The sequence below is a fragment of the Candidatus Dadabacteria bacterium genome, from assembly GCA_009840385.1.
Classification (GTDB): Bacteria; Desulfobacterota_D; UBA1144; order Nemesobacterales; family Nemesobacteraceae; genus Nemesobacter; species Nemesobacter australis.
The window spans coordinates 113,980-136,977 of the sequence record VXNX01000009.1 but is presented as its reverse complement, the minus strand read 5'-3'; the positions used below and the strand labels follow the sequence as shown (position 1 = coordinate 136,977).

23 protein-coding genes are annotated in these 22,998 nt (G+C 52.1%); 12 read left to right on the top strand and 11 right to left on the bottom strand.

From position 1 onward, the window contains the following. The first annotated feature begins 386 nt into the window (after window positions 1-386). Genes aceE through lpdA form a run of 3 tightly spaced genes read left to right on the top strand, consistent with a single transcriptional unit; the run spans window position 387 to window position 5,805 of the window. Window positions 387-3,056, top strand: coding sequence for a pyruvate dehydrogenase (acetyl-transferring), homodimeric type (aceE, locus tag F4X55_03850; GenBank protein MYC40130.1), 2,670 nt, complete (start codon window positions 387-389; stop codon window positions 3,054-3,056). 16 nt (window positions 3,057-3,072) lie between these two features. Beyond that, on the top strand, window positions 3,073-4,368 hold the full coding sequence (locus tag F4X55_03845) for a branched-chain alpha-keto acid dehydrogenase subunit E2 (protein ID MYC40129.1): 1,296 nt from the start codon (window positions 3,073-3,075) through the stop codon (window positions 4,366-4,368). A gap of 6 nt (window positions 4,369-4,374) precedes the next feature. Then, complete coding sequence (gene lpdA / locus F4X55_03840) at window positions 4,375-5,805, top strand: dihydrolipoyl dehydrogenase (protein MYC40128.1); 1,431 nt, start codon at window positions 4,375-4,377, stop codon at window positions 5,803-5,805. Between the two features lie 103 nt (window positions 5,806-5,908). Here the strand turns inward: lpdA and F4X55_03835 are convergent, their stop codons facing one another. After that, on the bottom strand, window positions 5,909-6,400 hold the full coding sequence (locus tag F4X55_03835; protein ID MYC40127.1) for an N-acetyltransferase: 492 nt from the start codon (window positions 6,398-6,400) through the stop codon (window positions 5,909-5,911). Window positions 6,401-6,729: 329 nt separating this feature from the next. Here F4X55_03835 and rpsT point away from each other — a divergent pair, with 329 nt between their 5' ends. Then, entirely contained in the window at window positions 6,730-7,011 is a 282-nt protein-coding gene (rpsT, locus tag F4X55_03830; GenBank protein MYC40126.1) for a 30S ribosomal protein S20, read from the top strand. Here the strand turns inward: rpsT and holA are convergent. From holA to F4X55_03815, 3 genes are all read right to left on the bottom strand, one after another. Continuing rightward, entirely contained in the window at window positions 7,008-8,018 is a 1,011-nt protein-coding gene (holA, locus tag F4X55_03825; protein MYC40125.1) for a DNA polymerase III subunit delta, read from the bottom strand. The two genes, rpsT and holA, sit on opposite strands and share 4 nt — an antisense overlap. Continuing rightward, a complete protein-coding gene (locus tag F4X55_03820) occupies window positions 8,015-8,434 on the bottom strand; it encodes a nucleoside-diphosphate kinase (GenBank protein MYC40124.1) in 420 nt (139 codons plus the stop codon). The genes holA and F4X55_03820 overlap by 4 nt, the downstream gene beginning before the upstream one ends. A gap of 105 nt (window positions 8,435-8,539) precedes the next feature. Further along, complete coding sequence (locus F4X55_03815) at window positions 8,540-8,977, bottom strand: hypothetical protein (GenBank protein ID MYC40123.1); 438 nt, start codon at window positions 8,975-8,977, stop codon at window positions 8,540-8,542. A 292-nt stretch (window positions 8,978-9,269) separates the two neighbouring features. Here F4X55_03815 and F4X55_03810 point away from each other — a divergent pair, with 292 nt between their 5' ends. The 4 genes from F4X55_03810 to recN all read left to right on the top strand — a co-directional run bounded on the left by F4X55_03810 (window position 9,270) and on the right by recN (window position 14,772). After that, the gene (locus tag F4X55_03810) at window positions 9,270-10,904 is read left to right on the top strand and encodes a hypothetical protein (GenBank protein MYC40122.1); all 1,635 of its coding nucleotides are present in this window, start codon (window positions 9,270-9,272) and stop codon (window positions 10,902-10,904) included. 168 nt (window positions 10,905-11,072) lie between these two features. Continuing rightward, window positions 11,073-11,675 (top strand): adenylyl-sulfate kinase, encoded by a 603-nt coding sequence (cysC, locus tag F4X55_03805; GenBank protein ID MYC40121.1) that lies wholly within the window; start codon window positions 11,073-11,075, stop codon window positions 11,673-11,675. Between the two features lie 136 nt (window positions 11,676-11,811). Continuing rightward, the gene (locus F4X55_03800) at window positions 11,812-13,068 is read left to right on the top strand and encodes a glutamate-5-semialdehyde dehydrogenase (GenBank protein MYC40120.1); all 1,257 of its coding nucleotides are present in this window, start codon (window positions 11,812-11,814) and stop codon (window positions 13,066-13,068) included. Between the two features lie 42 nt (window positions 13,069-13,110). Then, entirely contained in the window at window positions 13,111-14,772 is a 1,662-nt protein-coding gene (gene recN, locus F4X55_03795) for a DNA repair protein RecN (GenBank protein MYC40119.1), read from the top strand. On the opposite strand, the gene F4X55_03790 is transcribed toward recN, so the two are convergent. Beyond that, complete coding sequence (locus F4X55_03790) at window positions 14,765-15,328, bottom strand: arginine decarboxylase, pyruvoyl-dependent (protein ID MYC40118.1); 564 nt, start codon at window positions 15,326-15,328, stop codon at window positions 14,765-14,767. The genes recN and F4X55_03790 overlap by 8 nt on opposite strands. 72 nt (window positions 15,329-15,400) lie before the next feature. On the opposite strand from F4X55_03790, the gene F4X55_03785 reads away from it, so the two are divergent. Continuing rightward, complete coding sequence (locus F4X55_03785) at window positions 15,401-16,234, top strand: deoxyribonuclease IV (protein MYC40117.1); 834 nt, start codon at window positions 15,401-15,403, stop codon at window positions 16,232-16,234. Here the strand turns inward: F4X55_03785 and F4X55_03780 are convergent. After that, window positions 16,231-16,989, bottom strand: a complete 759-nt coding sequence (locus F4X55_03780; protein MYC40116.1) for a hypothetical protein — start codon at window positions 16,987-16,989, stop codon at window positions 16,231-16,233. The genes F4X55_03785 and F4X55_03780 overlap by 4 nt on opposite strands. Before the next feature lie 53 nt (window positions 16,990-17,042). Here F4X55_03780 and F4X55_03775 point away from each other — a divergent pair, with 53 nt between their 5' ends. The 3 genes from F4X55_03775 to F4X55_03765 are packed head-to-tail and all read left to right on the top strand — an operon-like array spanning window position 17,043 to window position 18,780. Beyond that, complete coding sequence (locus F4X55_03775; protein ID MYC40115.1) at window positions 17,043-17,924, top strand: hypothetical protein; 882 nt, start codon at window positions 17,043-17,045, stop codon at window positions 17,922-17,924. A gap of 9 nt (window positions 17,925-17,933) precedes the next feature. Then, window positions 17,934-18,410: an rRNA maturation RNase YbeY gene (ybeY, locus tag F4X55_03770; protein MYC40114.1), complete on the top strand. Its 477-nt coding sequence runs from the start codon at window positions 17,934-17,936 to the stop codon at window positions 18,408-18,410. 52 nt (window positions 18,411-18,462) lie between these two features. Continuing rightward, window positions 18,463-18,780, top strand: coding sequence for a transcriptional regulator (locus tag F4X55_03765; protein MYC40113.1), 318 nt, complete (start codon window positions 18,463-18,465; stop codon window positions 18,778-18,780). Between the two features lie 59 nt (window positions 18,781-18,839). Here the strand turns inward: F4X55_03765 and scpB are convergent, their stop codons facing one another. The 5 genes from scpB to F4X55_03740 are packed head-to-tail and all read right to left on the bottom strand — an operon-like array spanning window position 18,840 to window position 22,983. Next, window positions 18,840-19,391: an SMC-Scp complex subunit ScpB gene (scpB, locus tag F4X55_03760; GenBank protein ID MYC40112.1), complete on the bottom strand. Its 552-nt coding sequence runs from the start codon at window positions 19,389-19,391 to the stop codon at window positions 18,840-18,842. Between the two features lies 1 nt (window position 19,392). Next, window positions 19,393-20,154, bottom strand: a complete 762-nt coding sequence (locus tag F4X55_03755; GenBank protein MYC40111.1) for a hypothetical protein — start codon at window positions 20,152-20,154, stop codon at window positions 19,393-19,395. Further along, complete coding sequence (locus F4X55_03750) at window positions 20,151-20,816, bottom strand: site-2 protease family protein (GenBank protein MYC40110.1); 666 nt, start codon at window positions 20,814-20,816, stop codon at window positions 20,151-20,153. The genes F4X55_03755 and F4X55_03750 overlap by 4 nt, the downstream gene beginning before the upstream one ends. Window positions 20,817-20,826: 10 nt before the next feature. After that, window positions 20,827-21,720, bottom strand: a complete 894-nt coding sequence (gene xerD, locus F4X55_03745; protein MYC40109.1) for a site-specific tyrosine recombinase XerD — start codon at window positions 21,718-21,720, stop codon at window positions 20,827-20,829. Window positions 21,721-21,726: 6 nt separating this feature from the next. Next, window positions 21,727-22,983, bottom strand: coding sequence for an adenosylhomocysteinase (locus tag F4X55_03740; protein ID MYC40108.1), 1,257 nt, complete (start codon window positions 22,981-22,983; stop codon window positions 21,727-21,729). Between the last annotated feature and the right edge of the window lie 15 nt (window positions 22,984-22,998).

Below are 22,998 nucleotides of genomic sequence, written 5' to 3'. Positions count from 1 at the left end.
CCAGATTTACGGCAACTGTCTTTTCCATCCCACGGGGGTTTATCTGAACAGATAAAAATAAACCGGAATCAGGCTAAAAATTTACGCGGCACCACTCCAAGGGCCTAAATAAATTCCTCCGCATCATATGGATCAGCGGACAGTGGCGTGTTTTTCATCAGAGTTGTTCCAGATAATCCTCGAGAAAAGAGGCACTAAAATAGTCTTGCGCCAGTAGTGATATTTTTTCCCTTGCGGTTAAACTGCTTCCTCGAATCCGGGTTTCCGCTTTGGGTCTGGCGTAATGCTTTGAGCATTTGAGGCCCGATTCTCAACTGCAAGGACAACGCGGTTGCTCTGCGTTGCAATTCCCCCGTGGCCCCGCTCCGCCGCGTTTTGCACGGATAATGGAAGAAGATCCTCAAATTTCGGAAGAAGAAGCTGAAGACCGGGAATGGATCGAGTCGCTTGAATACGTGATCGAGAATTCCGGTCGCGAGAGGGCAGCCGAACTGCTCAAAAAGCTCCGGATATACTCCCAGAAAAAAGGCGTAGAGCTTCCCTACGCCGCGAACACCCCCTACGTGAACACCATCGCCCTTGAGGACCAGCCGCCTTACCCCGGCAACTACGAAATAGAGCGCAACATAAGAAGCATAATAAGGTGGAACGCCATGGCCATGGTCGTGCGCGCAAACAGGATCAGTGACGGAATCGGTGGACACATCTCTACATACGCATCCGCCGCAACGCTCTACGAGATAGGTTTCCACCATTTCTTCAGGGCGGGAGACGAGGGCCGGGAAGGGGACATGATCTACTTCCAGGGGCATGCCTCGCCGGGCATATACGCAAGGGCGTTTCTCGAAGGCACGGTCTCTATCGAGCAGATGCGCAATTTCAGGAGGGAGCTCGGCGGAGACGGCCTCTCCTCCTATCCACACCCCTGGCTCATGCCGGACTTCTGGGAGTTCCCGACGGTCTCGATGGGACTTTCTCCCCTAATGGCGATTTACCAGGCCCGTTTCAACAGGTACCTAGAGGACAGGGACCTTAAGCCCTGCACCGACGCCAAGGTGTGGGCCTTTATCGGGGACGGGGAAACCGACGAGCCCGAGACCCTGGGGGCCATCACCCTCGCGTCTAGGGAAAAGCTCGACAACCTGATATTCGTGATCAACTGCAACCTCCAGCGCCTTGACGGTCCGGTGAGGGGAAACGGCAAGATAATACAGGAGCTTGAGAGGATCTTCAGGGGGGCGGGGTGGAACGTGATAAAGGTTGTATGGGGAGGAACATGGGATCCGATCCTGGCGCAGGATAAAGACGGCTTTCTGGTCGAGAGGATGGAAGCGGCCCTTGACGGGGATTACCAGAGGTACACCATTTCTCCCGGGAAATACATAAGGGAGCATTTTTTCGGCACCCGCCCTGAAATCCTGAAGATGGTCGAGAACCACACGGACGAGGAACTTGAAAAGCTCGCAAGAGGAGGCCACGACTCAGAAAAGGTCTACGCCGCCTACAAGGCCGCGGTTGAGAACACCGGTTCTCCCACGGTGATTCTCGCAAAGACCATAAAGGGTTACGGTCTCGGAGAAGCGGGGGAGGGAAAGAACATAACCCACCAGCAGAAAAAACTTAACGAAGAGGAACTCAAGCGCTTCCGGTCCCGGTTCTACATACCGATTACGGACCAGGAAATAAGAAGAGCTCCCTTCTACAGGCCCGCTCCCGACAGCCCGGAGATGAAATATCTCCGCGAAAGAAGAGAGGCCCTCGGCGGAACCATCCCGAAGCGGACCGTACGGGCAAAGCCCCTTGAGAAGATCCCGGAGCGAGTGTTCGAGGAGTTTAAAAAGGCCTCAGATTCCAAGAGGAAAGTAGCCACGACCATGGTGATCGTCCACATGCTCTCAAGGCTAATGCGGGACAGGGATATAGGAGATCTGATAGTCCCCATAGTCCCCGACGAGGCGAGAACTTTCGGAATGGAGGCGCTTTTCCGCCAGGTGGGCATCTATTCAAGCGTGGGACAGCTCTACGAACCCGTTGACGCGGATACCCTTCTTTACTACAAGGAGGCAAAGGACGGGCAGATACTCGAAGAAGGCATAACAGAGGCGGGCAGCATGTCCTCCTTCATAGCGGCCGGCACGGCCTACTCGACACACGGCATAAACACCATTCCCTTTTTCATCTATTACTCGATGTTCGGCTTTCAGAGAATAGGGGACCTTATCTGGGCCGCCGCCGACATGAAATGCAGGGGTTTCATGGTGGGAGGCACGGCGGGGCGTACCACCCTTGCTGGCGAAGGTCTTCAGCACCAGGACGGAAACAGCCATCATTTCGCCTACGCCTATCCGAACCTAAAGGCCTACGATCCGGCTTTCTCCTACGAGATCGCCGTGATAGTGCGCGACGGGATAAAGAGGATGTACCAGGACGGGGAGGAGATATTCTACTACATAACGGTGATGAACGAGCGCTACGTGCAGCCCGCCATGCCGGAGGGGGTCGAGGAAGGTATAATAAAAGGGATGTACAGGTTCGCGTCTTCTTCGCTCAAGGACTCGGGGAAAAAGGTCCATCTTTTCGGAAGCGGTGCCATCATGAACGAGGTTCTTTGGGCGAGAGAGGTTCTTGAGAGCGGCTACGGCGTCCCGACCGACGTCTGGAGCATCACGAGCTACAAGGAGCTTTACCAGGATGCGAAGGAGGCGGAAAGATGGAACCGCCTCAATCCCGGAGAGAAGAGAAGAAAAAGCTACATTTCAGAGAGCATGGAAGGGGAAGACGGGGTTTTCATTGCCGCGACCGACTATCTTAAGAGCCTTCCCGATTCGATTTCTTCCTATTTCCCCAAGCCCCTTGTCTCTCTCGGCACCGACGGGTTCGGGAGAAGCGACACCCGGGAGGCGCTTCGCGACTTCTTCGAGGTCGACTACCGTCACATCGCGATTGCGGCGCTCCATGAGCTTGCGAGGGGAGGCAGGATTGATGAGGTAGCCGTCGACGAGGCCATAAGCGAATTTGGAATCGACCGGGGGAAGCCCAACCCCGCGGTCACGTGACGAGGAAAATAAGTTGATAGAATTCAGGCTTCCCGAACTTGGAGAAGGGATAGAATCCGGGCAGGTGATAGAGGTTTTCGTTTCGCCCGGAGACAGGGTCACGCTCGAGCAGCCCCTGCTTGAGGTGGAAACGGACAAGGCCGCCGTCGAGATTCCTTCCCCGGCCGACGGAACAATTGTCGATGTGTGCGTAAGCGCCGGGGATACGGTGGAAATAAGCCAGGTGCTCGTGAGAATGAACGGGGACGATGAAGGCAAGGAACCCCCAGAAGATGTCCCCGTGGCCGCAGAAGAGGAAAAACCCGTCGCGGCGCAGTCGCCCCTTCCCGAAAAAGAACCCGAAGAGGAAAAGAAACAGACCTCACCACCCAAAAGCGCGCCCGCGGACGATATCGCCCCTCCTGGACCTCTCGCAGTGGCGGCGGCACCTTCTGTGAGACGTCTTGCGAGGGAGCTCGGCGTAGAGCTTTCATCCGTTTCGGGAACTGGTCCCCGCGGGAGGATACTCGAAAAGGACGTAAAGGTTCACGCCAAGGCCATAATAAGGTCTGCTTTCCCCGCCCAGCCGGTGGCGCCTCCGGAACCCGAACTTCCGGATTTTTCAAGATGGGGAGAAACGGTTACCGAGAGTTTCTCGACCGTGAGGAAGCTTACGGCCGAGCGCCTTTCCCAAGCGTGGATGGCCCCGCACGTAACGCAGTTTGACAAGGCGGACGCCACCCAGCTTGAGGCTCTCAGGAAACTTAACAGGGACAAGGTGGCGGAAGCCGGGGGGAACCTTACCGTAACCGCGATTCTGGTAAAGGCCCTTTCCTGGGCACTTTCTGAGTTCCCGAAATTTAATTCAAGCATACATATGGGCAGCCGCACGATCGTTTACAAAAAATACATAAACATCGGGGTTGCGGTGGATACGGAAAGAGGACTTCTTGTTCCGGTGATAAGGGATGTCGACCAAAAAGACATAACGCAGATATCGGTCGAGTTAACGGAGATCTCTTCTGCGGCGAGGGAGAAAAAGCTCTCTGCCGACAGGCTCCAGGGAGGAAGCTTCACCATAACCAACCTCGGGGGAATAGGGGGGACCTTCTTTACCCCGATTCTCAATCCGCCCGAAATCGCCATACTGGGAGTCTCAAGGTCCTCCTTTGAGCCTGTGTATGTTGATGGGGAGTTTACGCCGAGGTTCATGCTCCCGCTTTCGCTTTCTTACGATCACAGGATTATAGACGGGGCGGAGGCGGCCAGGTTCCTCAGGTGGCTCTGCGAGATGCTTGAGCGTTCTCCCGAGAGCATATTCGAAGGGGTGTAGCGGGCGATGGAGAGAGTGGTAACGGAAGTAGTGGTAATAGGAGCGGGCCCCGGGGGCTATCCCGCGGCGTTTGCGCTTGCCGACAAGGGAAAGAAAGTAACGCTTATAGATCCTGAGCTAAACCCCGGAGGAGTCTGTCTCTACAGGGGGTGCATACCTTCAAAGGCACTTCTTCACGCGGCAAAAGTAGCCGAGGAGGCAAGGGACGCGGCGGATTTCGGCCTTAGCTACGGGGAACCGGAGATTGACCCCGAGAAGCTTTTTTCGTGGAAAGACGAGGTGGTCTCAAAGCTAACGGGCGGGCTTCGCACGCTTGTTAGGGCGAGAAAAGTAAATTACCTGCGGGGAAGGGCGTCTTTTACCTCTTCCGGCACCCTTCGCGTCGTAACGGCCTCCGGCGAGGAGCGGGAAGTAGTGTTCGAAAACGCCGTTATCTCCACGGGTTCTGTCTCGAGGAGAATCCCGGGAGTGGATTTCAGTTCCCCGAACGTGGTCGATTCAGACGGCGCTTTGTCCCTGGGAGAGATTCCGAAGAGCCTGCTCGTGGTTGGCGGAGGCTACATAGGCCTTGAGCTTGGAACGTTTTTCTCTTCTCTCGGCACCGAGGTCACCGTTGTCGAGATGCTTCCCGGGATCGTCCAGGGGGTTGACAGGGATCTTGCGGCGGTCCTTAAAAAGAGGCTCGACCGGAAATTCCGCTCCATAATGCTTGAGACAAAGCTGATTTCTATCAATGAGTTAGACAACGAAGTTCAAGTTTCATTTGAAGCCGACGGGAAAAGCTTCCACGAGAAATACGAAAAGGTCCTGATCTCGGTCGGAAGAGTGCCGAACACGGAAGGTCTCGGCCTTGATAACACCCGGGTCGAGGTGGACGGGAAGGGCTTTATAGAAACGGATTCACAGAGAAGAACCGCCGATCCGGCGATTTTTGCCATTGGGGATGTTGCCGGGGAACCCATGCTTGCCCACAAGGCGACGTATGAAGCCAAGATCGTGGCGGAGGTTATAACCGGAGCCAAGACCCAGTACGACCCAAGAGCCGTTCCGGCGGTAATTTTTACCGACCCCGAAATCGCCTGGTGCGGGGTTACCGAAAGCGAGGCCAAGGAGTCGGGGATGGAAGTGAATGTGTCTAAGTTTCCATGGGCGGCATCGGGAAGGGCCCTTACGCTTAACAGGACCGATGGCCTGACGAAGCTCATAACCGATAAGGGGACCGGGAGGGTGATCGGCGTCGGAATTGTCGGACCGCAGGCGGGGGAGTTAATATCGGAATCCGTACTGGCAATTGAAATGGGCGCGACTGCTGAGGATATAGCTTTTTCAATACATCCTCATCCGACTCTCACCGAGACCATTATGGAGGCGGCAGAAGGCATATACGGGGCAAGCACCCACATTATGAAAAGGCGTCCGAGAAAGAAGTCACGGTAGGTATGGCACAGAAAAGCGCCCCGACATTGTCAATCCTGGAATGCAGGAAAGACGCCGCGGCAGGGCTCCTAGTGCGAACCAGGGGCATATGAACAGACCTTTTTCATGAAAGCTTCGAGAAGGCGGGCGCGTATTCGATGCGCGTTCCCTCGAATCCTCTTCCCGCAAGAGCCAGTCCCATCAGGTAAGGTCCGGCATATCGGCATGACATACCCTCCACGGTCTTTTGGCTGAATCCAAAACGCTGGTAATAGGGCGGGTCGCCAAGTACTACGACCGCCGTCCAGCCATCATCCCTTGCCCGTTTGAGCCCGTTCTCGATTAGGGTAGCGGCAATTCCCCGGCGGCGTCTGCTTTCCGTAACTGCAACTGGACCCAGAGCCAACGCGCCGGATGGCGCGAGCAGTTTGGAGAAAAGGGCCTGGCCGATGACTTTCCCACCTTCTACGGCGACTAAGGAGAACACCACATCGCCGTCTTCCCGCAACTGTCGCACGAGCCCCGCTTCAGAAGGAGAAGGGAAGGCCTCAAGCAGAAGTTCTTCAATTCCTTCCCGGTCGCTGTCCGTTTCAAGCCGTATGAGGAAATCGGTCATCTTCGGTCATCTGAGGTTCTTTCAGTCTTGAATGGCATATGTGCGCTCCGGAAAGATTAAAGGGTCTGAAAGAAATGGCTGGATTAGGTTTATGCTTTGTTCTCTATTAAAGAGTATATCTTTGTATACATCCTCTGAATCTGAATGTCTAATTATGATGCTAGGGTTGCAATGCAAAAAGTAGTTTCAACAATATCTCGTCGTCTTATAGCGAAAAGCGATTATATACCATCCGGGCAGGTAAATATATAATCCCCTTTAGTTCTTATTGACAATGCGGGGAGAAGATGTAGAATTCAACCTTCATTTTTAAACCCTGGAGGATTTTTATGGGCCTTAGAACGAAATCGGCGCAGAAAAAGCATCGCCAGAATCTTAAAAGACGGGAGAGAAACAGGTTCGTAACGTCCACTCTTAAAACCAAGATCAAGCGTTACTCGGAAGTTGTTGAGAACGAGGATATCGAACAATCCCAGACTCTTCTCAAGGAACTGGTTTCCCTCACCGACAAGGCCGCCACGAAAGGGGTTATTCACAAGAAAAAAGCCTCAAGATACGTATCGAGGTTCTCAAAGAAGCTTTCAGATCTTAGCCAGAGCGCTGGTTCCTAGGTTTCCTGCGAGCAGATCCCCAGCAGAAGTTTCTCAAGAAGTATGTAATTGTTCCCGGAACTGTTTTTGATTCCGAAGTCCGTTTCCTCTATAAGCCCAAGTATCCTGCCAAGATCGTTTTCCCTGAAGTTGCGCACGCTTTTTTTAAGGTAAAAGACGGCCCCTCGGGATGTCTTGATGGCTTTGGCGATCCCTTCGTCCGATTTTCCTTCCCGAAGAAACTGCGAGACCTTGAATATCTGGCGGAATCTCCAGGCTATCATGTAGAGTATGGACAGGGGGTCTTCCCTGTTTTTCTCAAGTTCCCTGAGTATTCTTAGAGATCCTTTTAGATCCCTGTTTGAAAGTGCTGTTGAAAGAGAAAATACGTTCTCAGTACTCTGTTTTTCCATAAGCTCCCTTAAATCCTCCTCGCCTATGGCTTTTTCCCCTTTACGGTAAAGGGATATTTTCTCAAGTTCATTCCTGATGAGGTTCATATCTTCGCCGAGCATGGTTTTTATGAACCCGACGGCTCCCGGGGCGAGAACCACCCCGAGTTTCTCAGCGAGGCGTCTTATCTCCCGGTCAACATTGCTGCCGCTGTCAAGGTCAACGAGCCTGATGCTCTTTGCGGGTTTGCTTTTACCCTTCCGGGACCCCTGGGAGAGCAGAACCAGCACGGAGAAAGAAGCTGGAGAGGCGGAATATTCGTTTAGGAGATCAAGATCGTCTTTCCCCAGCCCGTCGTAACCCTTTGCAACGATGAGTTTTTTCTCGTGAAACATGGGCAGGGTCCGCGCGTCCTCAAGTATTTCCGGGAGGGACACGTCGTCCAGGTTTTTGCTCTCAAAAAGCAGCTTCGGGGAAGCGGCCGAGAGGTTTTCTTTAAGTTTTTCGATGAACTCTTCGGCCAGAAGGGGCTGGGAGCTTTTAAGTACTGTGACCGGGTGGGCGCCGGTGTTTTTCTCTCTAGACACGACCTGCTTTTTCTCCTCGGCCGAAGCGGCCCGCGGTTGGAACCTTATCGGCCGTTTATTTCAAGTTGATTGAAGAAATACCCTATTTCGTAGGCGGCCGATTCCGGCGAGTCGGACCCGTGAACTATGTTCTTTTCTATGCCGGAAGCAAAATCCTTCCTTATGGTTCCGGGATCCGCTTCCTCCGGGTTCGTGGCGCCCATGATGGCCCTTACCCTCGAGATGGCATCCTCGCCCTCAAGAACCATTACTACGCACGGTCCGGAGGACATAAAGTCCGTTAAGCTTGAGAAAAAAGGTCTTTCCCTGTGCACATGGTAAAATCCTTCGGCCTGCCTTTTTGAAAGACGTATCATTTTTACGGCGACAACGCTTATTTCCTTCTCTTCGAACCTTCGCAGGACTTCGCCGATCAGGTTCTTCTCGACACCGTCAGGCTTTACTATCGACAATGTTCTTTCCATTTTTTGCCTCCATGCTTATGCGATTGGGAATGAGTGTTTTATTTTTAACTTCAGATCTGTGTTCAGAGCGGGTTTCGCTGATTCAACCGGGGTTCCGTATCGCATCTAGTATTTGTTTTCAAGGCCTTCCACGAGTTTTTTCTTTCTTCTGAAGCTTTTGAGCCTCAAGTAGACCTTGCGCCTGAGGTCCAGAGTCTCAGGCAGGTTGAGCTCCTTGCTTACCACCCTGCACAGTTTTTTCCCTTTAATGTCGGGTTCCCGGCTGATTACGTCGTTTATGAAAGATGTGATCTTTCTTTTTTCGCTGCCCTCTATTCTGTCTAAAAGCTCGCCTCTTTGCGAATCGGTGAGCTTTCTCAGATAAATGATCACCTCGGTCAGGGTAGGCTCATTGTCTCCGGATTCCTTCTGGTCCTTTTCAATAATCGTCCTCATGAATTCGCTTAGGGTTATTCTCTTCGCGCGCGCACGTGAACGCAGATAATTGTAGTGACTTGGGGGAAGTCTCAGACTCACAAGCTTGTCTTTGCGTTCAGAAGCCATAAACTGCTCTTGAGAACCAGGTTCCGGTTACTATGCGGAAGCGCTGCCGGGAAATCCTGCGCCGCTTTCGGAACTAGATTCTAATTATTATGGTATCAAGAATCAAGGGTTTGTTATATAATGTCCGAAGCGGATTTGAAAGAGGGTGATCCAAGGCATACTCCGTCTGCGACGGCTTATAACTACGCTGAAAACAGCAGCTGTGCGCCTCTTCCCACAACGAAACCTCGCTTCAGCGCTTTTGAGGATCTGAACTTCCTTGGGGGATAAAGCTCGAAGCGGCTTTGGTACTATGAGTAAGTTCAGATTATTTTTTATCGAGCCACTCAAGGCGGATGTATTCTCGGCCGGATTCCTTTTCTTTCTCCTGACCCTCCTCTCCGCGGTTCCCCACTCGACCGCGGTCACAATCCGGTTTCTCTACACCGACGCTGCGGGGGTCGGGTTTAACGATCCGACCGAACTGACGCAGGAAGACAAGGATCTGCTCGCCCGCAGCGGCAACAGCGCGAGTACGCTCGGAGAAGCGAGAAGAAACGCCCTTGAGCATGCCGCCAGCTTGCTCGAGGACAAGCTGCCCGGAGCGAATGTCATCCGGGTTGAGACATTTTTCAAATCCTTCAAAGATGAAACCGTGGTCGCGACTACGCGCATGCGGCGGATTCTGAGTTACGGTCCTCGGGAACTGCATCACATAGGGTATCCCCCGGCGCTTGTGGAAAAGATCGCGCAAAGAGAACTCTTGGATGAATCGATTCCTCATTTCATCATGGAGTTCTCCAGGAGTTCAGACTTTTATTACGGTTTTACCGACGAGGCGCCGTCGTTTTCCGTAGATTTTGTCACTCTCGCCATACATGAGATTATTCACGGGCTTGGATTTCATTCTTCTCTGCAGGAGGACGGTTCTTTTCCTCAAGTGACGCTTGATGTGGAGGACGGAACTCGGATCGATATAGAGCAATGGCAAAGGATTTACGATGTGCAGATGTATTCGGAAGCCGACAGCGAATTTGTCGTTAACCTTGAACCGCCGGGCAGAAGGCGGGCCGCTACTTCGGAGACCGGTCTCCTGTGGGATGGGACAGTGCGGCCCAGTCCCAGAAGGGAAAGCTCTTGCAGTTACGGGCAACGCATGGCTGAACTTAAATCCGCCGGCATAGATTCAGACGGCCGCCCGCAACTTCACGCCCCCTCAAGTTTTGACAGGGGTAGCTCCATAACCCATGTTCACACGGATACGGATGACATTATGGAATACCTTTACCCGTTTCCAAGAGATATGGATCTTAGCTTCGGCATGCTAAGGGATATGGGCTGGGAAATCAGTGACGACGGCTTTCCGCCGTCCTGCGTGCCGACTGGAGTGACCGTCACGCCGACTTCGGGGCTTGTTACCACGGAAGACGGCGGGACGGCGACATTTTCGGTGAAGCTTGAATCAGAGCCGATAAGCAGCGTCCTAATCCCCGTGCGCAGCAGCGATCCGGATGAGGGGGTAGCCGATACCCGGGCGCTTGAATTCACGCCCGCTAACTGGACCATGGCGCAGACGGTTACGGTGAGCGGCGTCAATGATGACGGTGAAGAAGACGGGCCGAAGCGCTACGTCATTCTGCTTGAGAGGGCTGAGAGTCGGGACAGGTTCTATCGTGGTTTTAATCCTGCTGACGTTTTGGTCACAAACCGGGATAATGATCCGGAGCCGGATACCACTTTGCCGGATTCCATGCCGCCGCCGGAGAGGGAGACGGGACAGGGTGGCTCGGGATGCGCAATCGCCGCGGAAGAGCAGGTGCGATATACATCTCGAAGCGGGATGCTTGCCCGGTTTTTGCCCGCCGCGCTCCTTGTTTTCGCAATTTTGTGCAGAAGCCTGCGAAGAGAAAAACCCCGCCTCACCCGGGCGGATTTTCTCTCTGATTAAGCGAATTCCCACTGGTGTGGACAACCCTTGTTTCCGTGCTGTATAATGTTGCCCCAAGAGCTTTGGGAAGAAAGAGGAATTAGCGCGAAAAGCTTGACTGTCTTAATCCGTTTTCCCTTCTCTTTTTTAAATCATATCCGCATCTTACAATCATTGGAGGCAACATAAATGGAAAGGTTTGTTATTCCCCACGAGCATGAAATTACCAAAGAGGACAGAAGAAGGCTAAACGGCCACGGTTCCCTGATTCTATGGTTCACAGGACTTCCGAGTTCTGGGAAATCCACTCTTGCCAATGAAATCGAAAAGGAACTTATACAGCGAAACCACCGCACCTACATACTGGACGGAGACAATGTCAGAATGGGTCTCTGCAAGGATCTTGGTTTTTCCGCCGAGGATCGCGAGGAGAATATAAGGAGAATAGGGGAGGTATCGAAGCTTTTCATGGACGCGGGAGTTCTGGTGCTCTCCGCCTTCGTTTCTCCTTACCGCGCAGACCGTGACGCCATAAGGGAGCTTGTGGAGGAAGGGGAGTTCATCGAGGTATTTGTCGACTGCTCGGTCGAGCAGTGCGAGCAGCGGGACGTTAAGGGCCTTTACAAGAAGGCCAGGGAGGGGGTCATAAAGGGATTTACGGGGATTGACGACCCGTACGAGGAACCTTCGAACCCCGAAATCGTGATTGACACGGAGAAACACTCGATCGAGGAGTGCAAACAGCAGATACTCGATTACCTGATCGCGCGCGACGCGGTGAATATAGGATAAGGGGAACCTGGGCGCCGTATCTCCGCGGCCGCTTCATTTATTTGCGGTTATAGATCATAATAGTAAAATTGCGTTAAAGTCTTTCTGAGAAACACAGATGTCTCTTTCAAACGATGAATCGGGGTCTTCTGACTCGATGAGCCCTGCGGAGCTGATCAGCGGCATTGCCGAGAATTCCAAAAAAGCCTCGAGAGTTTTGGCTTCCGCCCCGTCTTCCCAGAAAAACGACTTTCTTCTGCGTTTCGCGGAACTTCTGGTGGGAGAAACCGACAACCTGCTCTCTGAGAACGCAAAGGATGTTTCCGACGCCGAGGAAAAAGGCTTCTCGGCCGCCCTTGTCGACCGCCTGAGGCTTGCCCCCTCGAGGATAAGCGCCCTAGCCGACGGGCTGCGGGAGATAGCTGAACTTCCTGATCCCGTGGGCAAGATATCGGCGAAGTGGGACAGGCCGAACGGAATTTCGGTTGAGAAAAAAAGGATTCCGCTGGGCGTCATAGGAATCATCTACGAGTCAAGACCCGGGGTGACGGCCGACGCCGCGGGACTATGCGTCAAGTCGGGCAATTCCGTAATCCTCCGGGGCGGTTCCGAGACGATAAGATCCAACCTGGCCATTTCCCGGCTTATGGCCGATTCCCTTTCCCGAAGCGGTCTTTCTCCCTACACGGCACAGGTCGTCCCGGTTGCAGACAGGGAGGTCGTGACCGAGATGCTCAAGCTTGAAGACAAAATAGATCTCATTATCCCCAGGGGAGGGGAGGGGCTTATAAGGTTTGTCGCAGAGAACTCGAGGATTCCGGTTCTCAAGCACTACAAGGGCGTCTGCCACGTTTACGTGGATGAGCACGCCGACCTCGCAATGGCCGAAGAAATATGCCGAAACGCGAAGGTCCAGAGACCCGGGGTGTGTAACTCTATGGAGACCATGCTTGTTCACTCCTCGGTAGCGGGCGACTTCCTACCCGCCGCCATAAAAAGGCTTGAAGGAGAAGGAGTCACAATAAAGGGATGCGAGAACACAAGGGAACTTCTTCCCCAGGTGGCCTCGGCCGCCGAAGAGGACTGGTATGAGGAGTATCTTGACCTTGTCCTCAACGTAAGAATCGTTGCGACGATCGATGAGGCGATAGACCATATACAGACTTACGGTTCCATGCACACAGATGCCATAGTTACGGAAGACACTGAAAACTCTGAGAAATTCGTAAAAGAGGTGGATTCCTCCGCAGTCATGGTCAACACGTCGACCAGGTTCAATGACGGTTTCCAGCTGGGTCTTGGTGCCGAGATAGGCATAAGCACCTCCAAACTGCACGCGTTCGGTCCCATGGGGCTTGAGGAACTCACGACTTCTAAGTTCGTGGTAAGGGGAGACGGTCAAGTAAGAAGCTGAATCCCGATTGCGCAAAGACGCAGCGGGGTGCTTGGAAAACAGATGCTTGTTGAGCTCAGGCTTAAGAATTTCGCCATAATAGACGATATTTCCATCAGTTTCGGGGACAACCTTAACATAATCACGGGGGAGACTGGCACGGGGAAATCCCTGATCGTGGATGCGATAAATATAATTCTGGGCGACAGGTTTACCGCCGACCAAGTCAAATCAGGCGAGAAACAGGCATCGATAGAAGCACTTTTCGAAGTTCCGGGGGATCTTGGTATAGGGGAGAAACTTGAGCACTTCGGCATCGCAGACTCAGAAGGGGAACTTGTCATAAAAAGGGTTTTTAACCCGGGCGGAAAGAACAGGATATACATAAACGGTTCGATAGTGACGCTCGGGACGCTTTCGGAAGTGACCGATGGTCTGGTTAACATGTTCGGTCAGCATGAACACCAGGGTCTCCTCAAGAAGAGCAATTATCTAAGTTACTTAGACACTTTTTCTAAACTTGAACATGAAGTCTCTGAATACAAGGCCGCATACGCCGGGCTTGTGCGTCTGGAGAGTGAGCTTGAGGCCCTTAGGAAAAAAGAGCGGGAAGGGGCGGAAAAAGAGGATTATCTCAGGTTCCAGGCAGAGGAGATAAAAAAAGTCTCTCCCGCGCCGAATGAGGACTCAGAGCTTGAAGCGCAGAGAGTGAGGCTTGAGAACTCGGAGAGATTCTCATCTTCTCTCGCCAATGCGACTGGGCTTTTGTATGAAGGAGAGAGTTCGGCCGTGGGTTTTCTGAAGCAGGCCCTCTCGCGTCTTGAGGATGTTTCCGACCTTGATTCCTCTCTCGGGGAGCTTCGCGAGAGAATCGCGGCCGTACTTATAGAAACCGAGGATGTTTTCTATGGCCTCAGCGAGTTTGCGGGGAAAATCGAGCACAATCCCGAAAGACTCGAGGAAGTGCTCTTGAGGCTTGAGGAGATAGGGAGGCTTAAGAGAAAGCACGGGGACTCGATCGAGGAAATAATAAAAAAACAGCAGCAGATAGAATCCGAGCTCGAGGGTCTTGAGAACTCGGCTGAGATGCTGGGGGAAATCGAGCGAAAGAGGAATTCTCTGAGAGAAGAGGTCTCAGCCGTAGCATCCTCTATATCGGCTAAGAGAAAGGCGGGAGCTAAGCGGCTTGAGGACCTTTTCTGCGATCAGGCCGAGTCGGTGGGGCTTAAAAACGCTCGCTTTGAGGTGGGATTTACCGAAAAAGACCTCTCGGGAGACGGCCGAGACAACGTGCAGTTTCTTTTCTCAGCCAACCCTGACCAGCCGTCAAGACCCGTTAACAAGGTTGCCTCTGGAGGGGAGCTCTCAAGAATAATGCTTCTGCTTAAAAGCTTCGTTTCCACGGGCGATGCCGGCTCGATTTTCATCTTCGATGAGGTGGATGCCGGAATAGGGGGAGTCGTGGCCGAGAGCATAGGGGAGAAAATAAGGAATCTCTCCGATGAAAGCCAGGTAGTGTGTATAACGCATCTGCCTCAGGTTGCCAAGTTCGCGAACACCCACCTGCTTGTGGCGAAGGAGTTTGGCGAGGGTGGTACGGATGTCTCGGTGGATGCCCTCAGCGAAGAGGAGAGGGTCTTGGAAATAGGCAGGATGCTTGCCGGAAAAAGTGTTTCCGAAAAAACTTTTGAAGTTGCCCGAGAGCTGATAAAGGGAGCTAGCTGACCGTATTTGCCTGATAAGAACAGAAAACCACGGCGGTGAGAACCGTTGTCCAGAGTCCGTTTTTATCTCCTACGGCCGTCTGCGTTATGTTTCTGCTTTTTACCTTGTGTCCGCTTATCTCCCATATGTCTTTCTGTTCGTCATAGCTTTTATCGGGGTCAAAGGGAGCGTTAAGGGTGGTGGCGAGCATGTAGGCGGCAAGATCCTCTGCGTATTCCCCCGCGAGGGTTTCTTTCTGCCCGTAGCTGTGGTGCTCGGAGATGTATCCGTAGTGTGTCTTGTCCTTCGGGATCGCAAGGCCGGTGGACGCGGCGATGAGCCTGCTGGGCTCGTTCGTGGAATTCTCGCTCATTACCACAAACGCTATTTGCCCGGGGGAGAGCATGGTGAGTCCCTGTTTTCTGCTTACGAGCTGACAGCCCGGGGGAAATATGCTTGAAACCTTGACCAGATTGAACTCTGCGATCCGCGCATTCCTTAAGGCAAGCTCAAAGCTTGAGAGCCTCTCTTTGTGCTTGCCCACGCCCTTTGTGACAAAAGCCTTTGTCGGGGTCAACTCACCACTCCTTGTAAACCTGCATTCAAGTTATATTTACGGGGTGAATTTGTCAAACGAGGACTGACTGGGATGAAATTCGGAGCACATGTTTCAATAGCAGGCGGGATTGAGAATGCTCCGCTGAGGGCGAGGGAGCTTGGATGCGAGTGCTTTCAGATGTTTACCCGCTCCCCAAGGGGCGGCAGGCCCCCTGAGCTTGATGAGGGCCTGCTTGAGGCCTTTTTTCGAAACTGCAGTGAGGTCGCTATAAGCGATTACTATGTTCATACCCCTTATTTCATAAACCTGGCTTCAGGGAAGGAGGATCTCAGGAAAAAAAGCGTGGATCTGGTAAGGGAGGAGCTTGAGAGATCAAGCGCCCTTGGGGTGAAGTACATGATGACTCATATAGGAAGCGCCAAGGAAATGGAAAGAGATGTTGCGATAAGCAATGTGGTCGACTCCCTCTCGATGGTTCTCCGGGGTTATAGCGGCGAAACTCAGCTTCTGCTTGAGAACACCGCGGGCCAGGGGCATACGATAGGAGTGAGCTTTGAGGAGATTTCCCTGATATTGGAGCGCATGGCACATGGGGGTCTCGGGGTTTGTATAGACACGGCCCACATGTTTGCGTCCGGATACGATATAAGGACCTCTGAGGGCGTGAAGGAGCTTGTAGAGTGCATCAACACAGTATTTGCTCCTGGAACCGTAAGGCTTGTTCACGCGAACGATTCCAAGGCCGGATTCAATTCTCATAAGGATCGCCACGAACATCCCGGGCAAGGAGAGATAGGAATCGACTGCTTCAGGTCCATGATCGAGAATCCGTTTTTCGAAAATCTCGACATGATAGTGGAAATGCCTCCTCCCGAAGTGGCAAAAGACGTTGAGTTTCTTAAGAGACTAAGGGACGCAGGTTAGGATGAAAGCGAAAAACCGGCTTCCCCGGTCCGCAAACCGTCTACATAGATATTGTTTTCCTCGTCAATAGCGACCCTTTCGTTCGCGATCAGGTCATGGACCACGAAGGGAAACAGTTTCCATTCGCCCTGTTCTCTGATTTTCTCTTCCATCGCCGCCACGTCCCCCATACCAAAGCCTTCAAGCGATATGTCGGCTGACTGGGCGATCACGGTTCCGAACCTCGTTTCCGGGTCGTTTTCAAGATAGACGGTGCATCTTATATCCTTTTCCCCGTTTTCTAACGCTTGAACGCACGCGATTTTGCCTCTTACGAGGTAATCCTTGGTCGTGTCTCCGGGGTAGAGGTTTACGATCCTGTTCGGGAATCTCTCGGTGAACAGACGGCTAAGCCTTCTCCTGTATCCGGCCAGCACCACGAGGTCGGGCTCAAAAAGCTCTTCGATATGCGAGATTACGGACGAATCGTAAAGAACTCGTCCATCCTCATCTGAGGGGTGTTTTCCCAGGTCGCCAAAAAAGCTCTCGGAATTTATGGAGGAGGTGCTGATTCCGAGCGCTTCTGCTTTTGCGAGAACCGCCGCTCCGGGGCTGTTTGAAAAAACATGCTCTACGGCTCCGTAGTTTTTCCCGCCGTCTTGTTTAAGTTCTGTCTGCCGTGAGTGTATTTTCTCGAAATTCGTCCCTCTCCCCGAGGCAAGCACGAGAATTTTCATCGGGCGGCGGGTACCTGAGTAAAGCGGCGTTATTTGCATTGATTCTCCTATCGTTTAATTTTTATGCGGTTTAACGCAAGGGTAAACGCAGCATGGAGGAAAACAGAAACCTGATCACGAGAATCGTGACGTCCGTAGTGGCCGTACCGATACTTCTCCTTATATTTTACCACGGGGGAGTTTATTATCTCGCTCTCATCTGTCTGATCGGGGCCTTGTGCTCTCTTGAGTTCTTCGCGCTTGCGGGTCCCGATATACGGAAGACGAGAAAGATTTATATCACGGCCATTTCCCTGCTTCTGATCATAAGTGCGTTTTTTGACTTCATGCTCATGAGTCTTTTCTTCACCTTCCTGATATTTCTCTCCATAATTCTCGAATTTCGCAAAAAGGATTTCAGCGACTGTCTGCAGGACCTTGGCATGACCCTTCTGCCGCTTATATATTTCGGCTGGATGCTGGCCCACGGGGTGCTGCTTAGAAATATTTCGAGCAACGCGAGTGGTGGGAGCTACGGGTTCCTCGAAAGGGGTCCCGAGGATGTCGGCTTTTTCCTTGTGGTACTTGCCGTTTCATGCACTTTTCTTAACGACGCCGGGGCGTATTTCTTCGGAAAAAGCTTCGGTAAAAAGAAGCTTGCGCGTCACATAAGCTCTGGCAAGACCGTTGTGGGGCTCATCGGGGGATTCGTTGTTTCAGTCGTAAGCGCCTTTGTGGTGAACATGATATTCAGCAATCCTCTTCCCGCGGTCTGGGTGGTTATTTACGCCATAATAATAGTCGTGGCAGCGGTTGCGGGCGACCTTTTCGAATCCACCATAAAAAGAGGAGCTGGGGTAAAAGACTCGGGTTCTCTGCTCCCGGGACACGGCGGAGTGCTTGACAGGTTCGACAGTCTGATATTCGTTTTCCCCTGCACATATTACACTTCCCTGGTTTTCTACCGGCTCAGTGAGATGGGTATTGCCATATAGGGGGTGAAGATGGAAATATCCGTAGTGGACAGGGAGGAATTTGTTGATGGTCCCGCCATGGAAAATCTGATCCGCCTGATTGAGAAAATACTCCTATATCTTGATCTTTCCGCCCGAAGCGAGCTTTGCGTCTCGCTTGTGAGCGACAGGGACATGAGGGAGCTTAACAGGCAATACAGACAGATTGACGCGACTACGGATGTCCTCTGTTTTCCGCAGAGAAGCGAAGCGACCCCCTATCTTCTGGGCGATATAGTGATATCCTACGAAACGGCCGTCCGTCACTCCCGAAAGCTTGAGATCACCGTTGAAGAGGAACTGCGCCTGCTTTTGGTTCACGCGGTTCTGCACCTGCTCGGATTCGATCACAAGAGGAAAAAGGAAAGAGAGGCGATGCGGGAGAAGGAAAAGGAAGTACTTGACTACCTAGCTGAGGCGGTCTGTCTTGGTACCATGTTCTACGGAGAAGAGAAAACCCGGAAATAAAAGTTCGAAATCCCGAGAATTTATCTGAAAATCCAAGAAAAGGGAGAAAACAATGGCATTAACGCGTAGTTTCAGGGAGATCGTAAAGGAGCGTGCAATGAGAGACCCCGAGTTCCGCGTCGGACTTCTGACCGAAGCGATTGAGTGCGTACTCAATGATGAAATCGACGTGGGGAAAGTATTGCTGCGAGACTACGTTAACGCGACAATCGGTTTTCAGGAACTTGGAATTCTTACGCAAAAAAACCCGAAGAGTCTGATGCGCATGCTCAGTCCGAGAGGAAATCCGAGTCTTAAGAGTATTTCCTCTCTGCTTGCATCTTTAAAAAAACATGAAGGCGTTAAGCTTCACGTGCGAGCCACCAGATAATCGAAATACGTCCGCAGATTCACTATTTGCCATTAAGATGGTTGCGTAGGGCGTGTCGGTCACCCGGGTTCCCCCAGATCTTCCTTAATCTTCTCGATTTCCTTCACGGTGGGGAGATCCTTTATGTTTTTAAGGCCGAATGTCTCAAGAAAAAGGTCAGTTGTCCTGTAGAGAAAAGGTTTTCCCGGAACATCCTTTCTTCCGGATATCTCAATGAACCTTCTCTCGAGGAGCACGCTTACGCTGCTCGAGCAGTCCACTCCTCTTATCTTCTCGACCTCGATTTTCGTAACGGGCTGCTTGTAGGCCACTATCGCCAGCACTTCGAGGGCGGCCTTTGAGAGCCTGAACTTTTTTATTTCCTTGTTAAATTCGACTATGTATTCAGAATATTCGGGGCGGGTTCTGAACTGGTAGCCCCCGGCGATGTTGCTTAGGATGAAACTTCTTCCCATCCCATCCCACTGCTCCTCGAGCTCACTTAGTGCGTCGCTTATTTCCTTTTCCTCGAAGCCCTTTAGCGAATTCGATATTTCTTGAATTGTAAGAGGGGTTTTAGATACGAATATCAAGCATTCTATTATGTTTACAAGAGGGCTTCTGTCGTTCATTTTACTGTTTCAGAATTATTTTTATGGGTTCTTCGAAAGTCGGCTGAAAAACATCCAGAACACCGTCTTTCAGCAGTTCCAGTATCGAGATAAAGGTTACCACGAGTTTCATCCGGTTTTTATCCCCTTCGAAAAGATCCTCGAAGAGAACTTCTTTTTTCCTTCTCATTATCTCAATTACCTGGTTTTTTCTCTCTTCAACCGTGTAGGTTTGCAGACTGAAGAATATATCTTCGGTTTGCGACTTCTTGTTGTCGTTGTATATCCTTGAGAAAGTATCTACCAGGGTCCAGAGATCGAATTTTACAAATTCCGTTTCTTCCGCGGGCTCTCCGAACATTTCCTTGCGGTCATAACCCGCTAGGAAAACGTCTTTTCCGAGGATTTCCATCCCTCCGAGCTCCGCCGCCGCGTCTCTGTACCTCTCATACTCAAGCAGCCGCCTTACAAGCTCCTCCCTGGGATCCTCCTCCTCTTCTTCATCCTCGTCTTTTATTCTGGGAAGAAGCATCCGCGATTTTATGTACCCGAGTTCGGCCGCCATGGACATGTACTCTCCGACGACCTCGAGGTTTACCGCTTTCAGAAAGTCCAGATATTCAAGGTACTGCTCGGTTATATCGGCGATTGGTATGTCGTAGATGTCCACCTCGTTTTTCTTTATGAGGTGGAGCAGCAGGTCGAGGGGCCCGCTGAACATCTCGAGCCGTACGCTGTAGGCTGACTGCTGGTCCTCGGTTTTTCCGTTTTTCTCGGTGATCACTGTGGATTCATAGCCCGGACAAGGATCTCGAGTTCGCTCGGGCTGAAATTACACATTTGTATAAAGATACCCACGGGAACGAATATAAAGTAACCCAAAAATTTTCCGCCGAACAAAAAGAAGGCGAAAAGAATGAATATTCCGTAGGTTTCAAATTTTGCGTACCTGTAAGCGAGACTGTCGGGCAGCAGTCCGTAGAGCACCCGCGAGCCGTCAAGCGGCGGAACCGGGATCATGTTGAAAACGGCAAGCACTATCCCTATGTATATGAACCACACGAGCATCCGCACGGCCACGTCGACCCCGCTTCCCGGAGGTATCGTCGCGAAGTTCTCAAATACCGCCTTTAGAATCACGGCCGCAGCAATCGCCGTCAGAATGTTGGATACGGGGCCAGCAAGGGCGACCAGAAGCATGTCTTTTTTCGGGTTTCTGAAGTTTCTCGGGTCCACGGGAACGGGCTTTGCCCACCCGAAATGCACTATGAAAAGCAGAAGGGTCCCCAGGAGGTCAAGGTGCACGAGGGGATTAAGCGAAAGCCTTCCCTGTCTTTTCGCGGTGTCGTCCCCGAGCCTGTAGGCCACAAGCGCGTGGGCGTACTCGTGTATGGTAAGGGAAAAGAGAATTACGGGGACCAGTATTATGAAAAAACTATAGTTCATATCTATAAGTTTACGCTCTTGGGTGAGATTTTTCGTGTATGCGTTTCAGTCTTTCTTTCTCAACGTAAGTGTATATCTGGGTCGTGGATATGTCTGAATGGCCGAGCATGGCCTGTATCGCCCGCAGGTCGGCTCCCCGCTCGAGCAGATGCGTGGCGAAAGAGTGGCGGAGCACGTGAGGAGTTATGTGGGAGTGGATGCCGGCTGAGAGCGCGTAGTCTTTTATCATGCGCCAGAAGCGCTGACGGCTCATCTTGGAGGCGGTTCTCGAGGTTACGAAAAGATACTCCGAGTTCCTGCCGCGAAGAAGTTTGGGTCTTGAGTCTGAGAGATAGTCCCTTACTTTCCTGATGGCTGCATCACCTATCGGAACTATTCTTTCCTTGCTTCCCTTGCCGAGGGTGATGACGTAGCCGTGGTCAAGGTTGATGCGGTTTAGCTCAAGTGAGATCAGCTCTGATACCCTGACCCCGGTGGCGTAGAGAACCTCGAGCATCGCGCGGTCCCTGAGCGCCTCGTTGGACTTGCCTTTTTCAGGCTCCCGAAGAAGCCTCTCAACTTCGTCAAGGGAGAGAGTGTGGGGAAGGGTCTTCGCTGGCTTGGGAGAGACCGTGTTTCTCAGGGGATCCTCGGTTATGACGTTTTCTGTGAGCAGGAACCTGAAAAACTGCTTCAGGGAAACTATGTTTCTCGCCACGCTTCTGGGGGAGAGCTTTTTTTTCCTCAGGTGGTCGAAAAAAGCGGCTATATCAGGTTCGCTTACCGCGACGGGGTCTGATATTCCCCTTTTGTCGAGGAAAGTCGCGAGGGAGGATATGTCCCTTGAATAGGATTCAATGGTGTTTTTCGAAAGGCCCCTGTTCATCGTGAGGTATACAAGGAACGAATCGAGGTGCTCATCCATTTAATCTTATGTTCCAACCTGCCAGGAGCTTAGGTATTTTTTCTGTTCCGCCGTCAGAGTGTCTATCGTGACTCCCAGGGTCTTAAGCTTTATCCTGGATATCATGCGGTCTATTTTTTCCGGGACGTTGTGAACGTCGTTTGCAAGGGCCTGTGCGTTTTTCACTATGTGCTCGCAGCAAAGGGCCTGGTTGGCGAAGCTCATGTCCATTACGCTTGAAGGATGTCCTTCCGCAGCGGCGAGGTTTATGAGCCTTCCTCCGCCGAGAACGTTTATTCTCCTTCCGTTCTCAAGCGTATATTCTTCAACGTACTCCCTTATGACTCTTTTTGAGGTCGTTATTTCGGCAAGGGCGTCAAGATCGAGTTCCACGTTGAAATGTCCGGAATTGGCCACGATCGCCCCGTCTTTCATCTTTTGGAAATGCTTTTTCCTTATGACGTGTATGTTGCCCGTAACGGTGCAGAAAAAATCTCCCAGAGGGGCAGCCTTCTCCATCGGCATAACCCTGAATCCGTCCATCGTGGCCTCAAGCCCCGCAAGCGGTTCAACCTCGGTTACGATCACGTTCGCTCCCAGTCCCCTGGCTCTCATGGCAAGCCCCTTTCCGCACCATCCATATCCCGCGACTACAAAAGTCGTTCCGGATACGAGCCTGTTGGTGGCCCGGATGATCCCGTCAAGGGTGCTCTGGCCAGTACCGTAGCGGTTATCGAAAAGGTGCTTGGTATCCGCGTTGTTAACGGCGATTATCGGATACCTGAGGACCCCATCATCCGCCATGCTCTTAAGTCTTATTACTCCGGTTGTCGTCTCTTCAGTTCCACCGACCACGTCGTCCATCAGGTCTTCGCCGTCTTTGTGGAGTGTCGATACCAGGTCCGCCCCGTCATCCATGGTTACGTGAGGGCGGGCGGCCAGTACTGCGTTTATGTGCTTGTAATAGGTTTTGGTGTTCTCTCCCTTTATCGCGAAAACGGAGATTTTATGGTTCTTTACGAGATGTGCCGCGACATCGTCTTGGGTGCTGAGCGGGTTTGAAGCGCAGAGGTAGGGCTTTGCTCCTCCGGCCTTAAGCGTGGTCATAAGGTTTCCCGTTTCCGTGGTGACGTGAAGACACGCAGCGACCCTTACTCCTTTAAGTGGCTTTTCCTTTTTGAATCTTTCTTCTATCTGCTTTAGAACGGGCATTTCCTGCGCGGCCCATTCGCTTCTGAGTTTTCCCTCACGGGCAAGCTTTAAGTCTTTTACGTCGTAATCCATTTATTCCTCCGTTGC

What these genes read in the sequence shown, in the direction of transcription:
- F4X55_03785 (MYC40117.1), top strand. Translation starts at nt 15,401, where the DNA reads ATGAAATTCGGAGCACATGTTTCAATAGCAGGCGGGATTGAGAATGCT.
- ybeY (MYC40114.1), top strand. Translation starts at nt 17,934, where the DNA reads ATGGAAATATCCGTAGTGGACAGGGAGGAATTTGTTGATGGTCCCGCC.
- F4X55_03765 (MYC40113.1), top strand. Translation starts at nt 18,463, where the DNA reads ATGGCATTAACGCGTAGTTTCAGGGAGATCGTAAAGGAGCGTGCAATG.
- lpdA (MYC40128.1), top strand. Translation starts at nt 4,375, where the DNA reads ATGGAGAGAGTGGTAACGGAAGTAGTGGTAATAGGAGCGGGCCCCGGG.
- F4X55_03815 (MYC40123.1), bottom strand. Translation starts at nt 8,977, where the DNA reads ATGGCTTCTGAACGCAAAGACAAGCTTGTGAGTCTGAGACTTCCCCCA.
- scpB (MYC40112.1), bottom strand. Translation starts at nt 19,391, where the DNA reads ATGAACGACAGAAGCCCTCTTGTAAACATAATAGAATGCTTGATATTC.
- F4X55_03800 (MYC40120.1), top strand. Translation starts at nt 11,812, where the DNA reads ATGAGCCCTGCGGAGCTGATCAGCGGCATTGCCGAGAATTCCAAAAAA.
- F4X55_03775 (MYC40115.1), top strand. Translation starts at nt 17,043, where the DNA reads ATGGAGGAAAACAGAAACCTGATCACGAGAATCGTGACGTCCGTAGTG.
- F4X55_03780 (MYC40116.1), bottom strand. Translation starts at nt 16,989, where the DNA reads ATGCAAATAACGCCGCTTTACTCAGGTACCCGCCGCCCGATGAAAATT.
- F4X55_03820 (MYC40124.1), bottom strand. Translation starts at nt 8,434, where the DNA reads ATGGAAAGAACATTGTCGATAGTAAAGCCTGACGGTGTCGAGAAGAAC.
- aceE (MYC40130.1), top strand. Translation starts at nt 387, where the DNA reads ATGGAAGAAGATCCTCAAATTTCGGAAGAAGAAGCTGAAGACCGGGAA.
- F4X55_03740 (MYC40108.1), bottom strand. Translation starts at nt 22,983, where the DNA reads ATGGATTACGACGTAAAAGACTTAAAGCTTGCCCGTGAGGGAAAACTC.
- F4X55_03810 (MYC40122.1), top strand. Translation starts at nt 9,270, where the DNA reads ATGAGTAAGTTCAGATTATTTTTTATCGAGCCACTCAAGGCGGATGTA.
- rpsT (MYC40126.1), top strand. Translation starts at nt 6,730, where the DNA reads ATGGGCCTTAGAACGAAATCGGCGCAGAAAAAGCATCGCCAGAATCTT.
- F4X55_03835 (MYC40127.1), bottom strand. Translation starts at nt 6,400, where the DNA reads ATGACCGATTTCCTCATACGGCTTGAAACGGACAGCGACCGGGAAGGA.
- recN (MYC40119.1), top strand. Translation starts at nt 13,111, where the DNA reads ATGCTTGTTGAGCTCAGGCTTAAGAATTTCGCCATAATAGACGATATT.
- xerD (MYC40109.1), bottom strand. Translation starts at nt 21,720, where the DNA reads ATGGATGAGCACCTCGATTCGTTCCTTGTATACCTCACGATGAACAGG.
- cysC (MYC40121.1), top strand. Translation starts at nt 11,073, where the DNA reads ATGGAAAGGTTTGTTATTCCCCACGAGCATGAAATTACCAAAGAGGAC.
- F4X55_03750 (MYC40110.1), bottom strand. Translation starts at nt 20,816, where the DNA reads ATGAACTATAGTTTTTTCATAATACTGGTCCCCGTAATTCTCTTTTCC.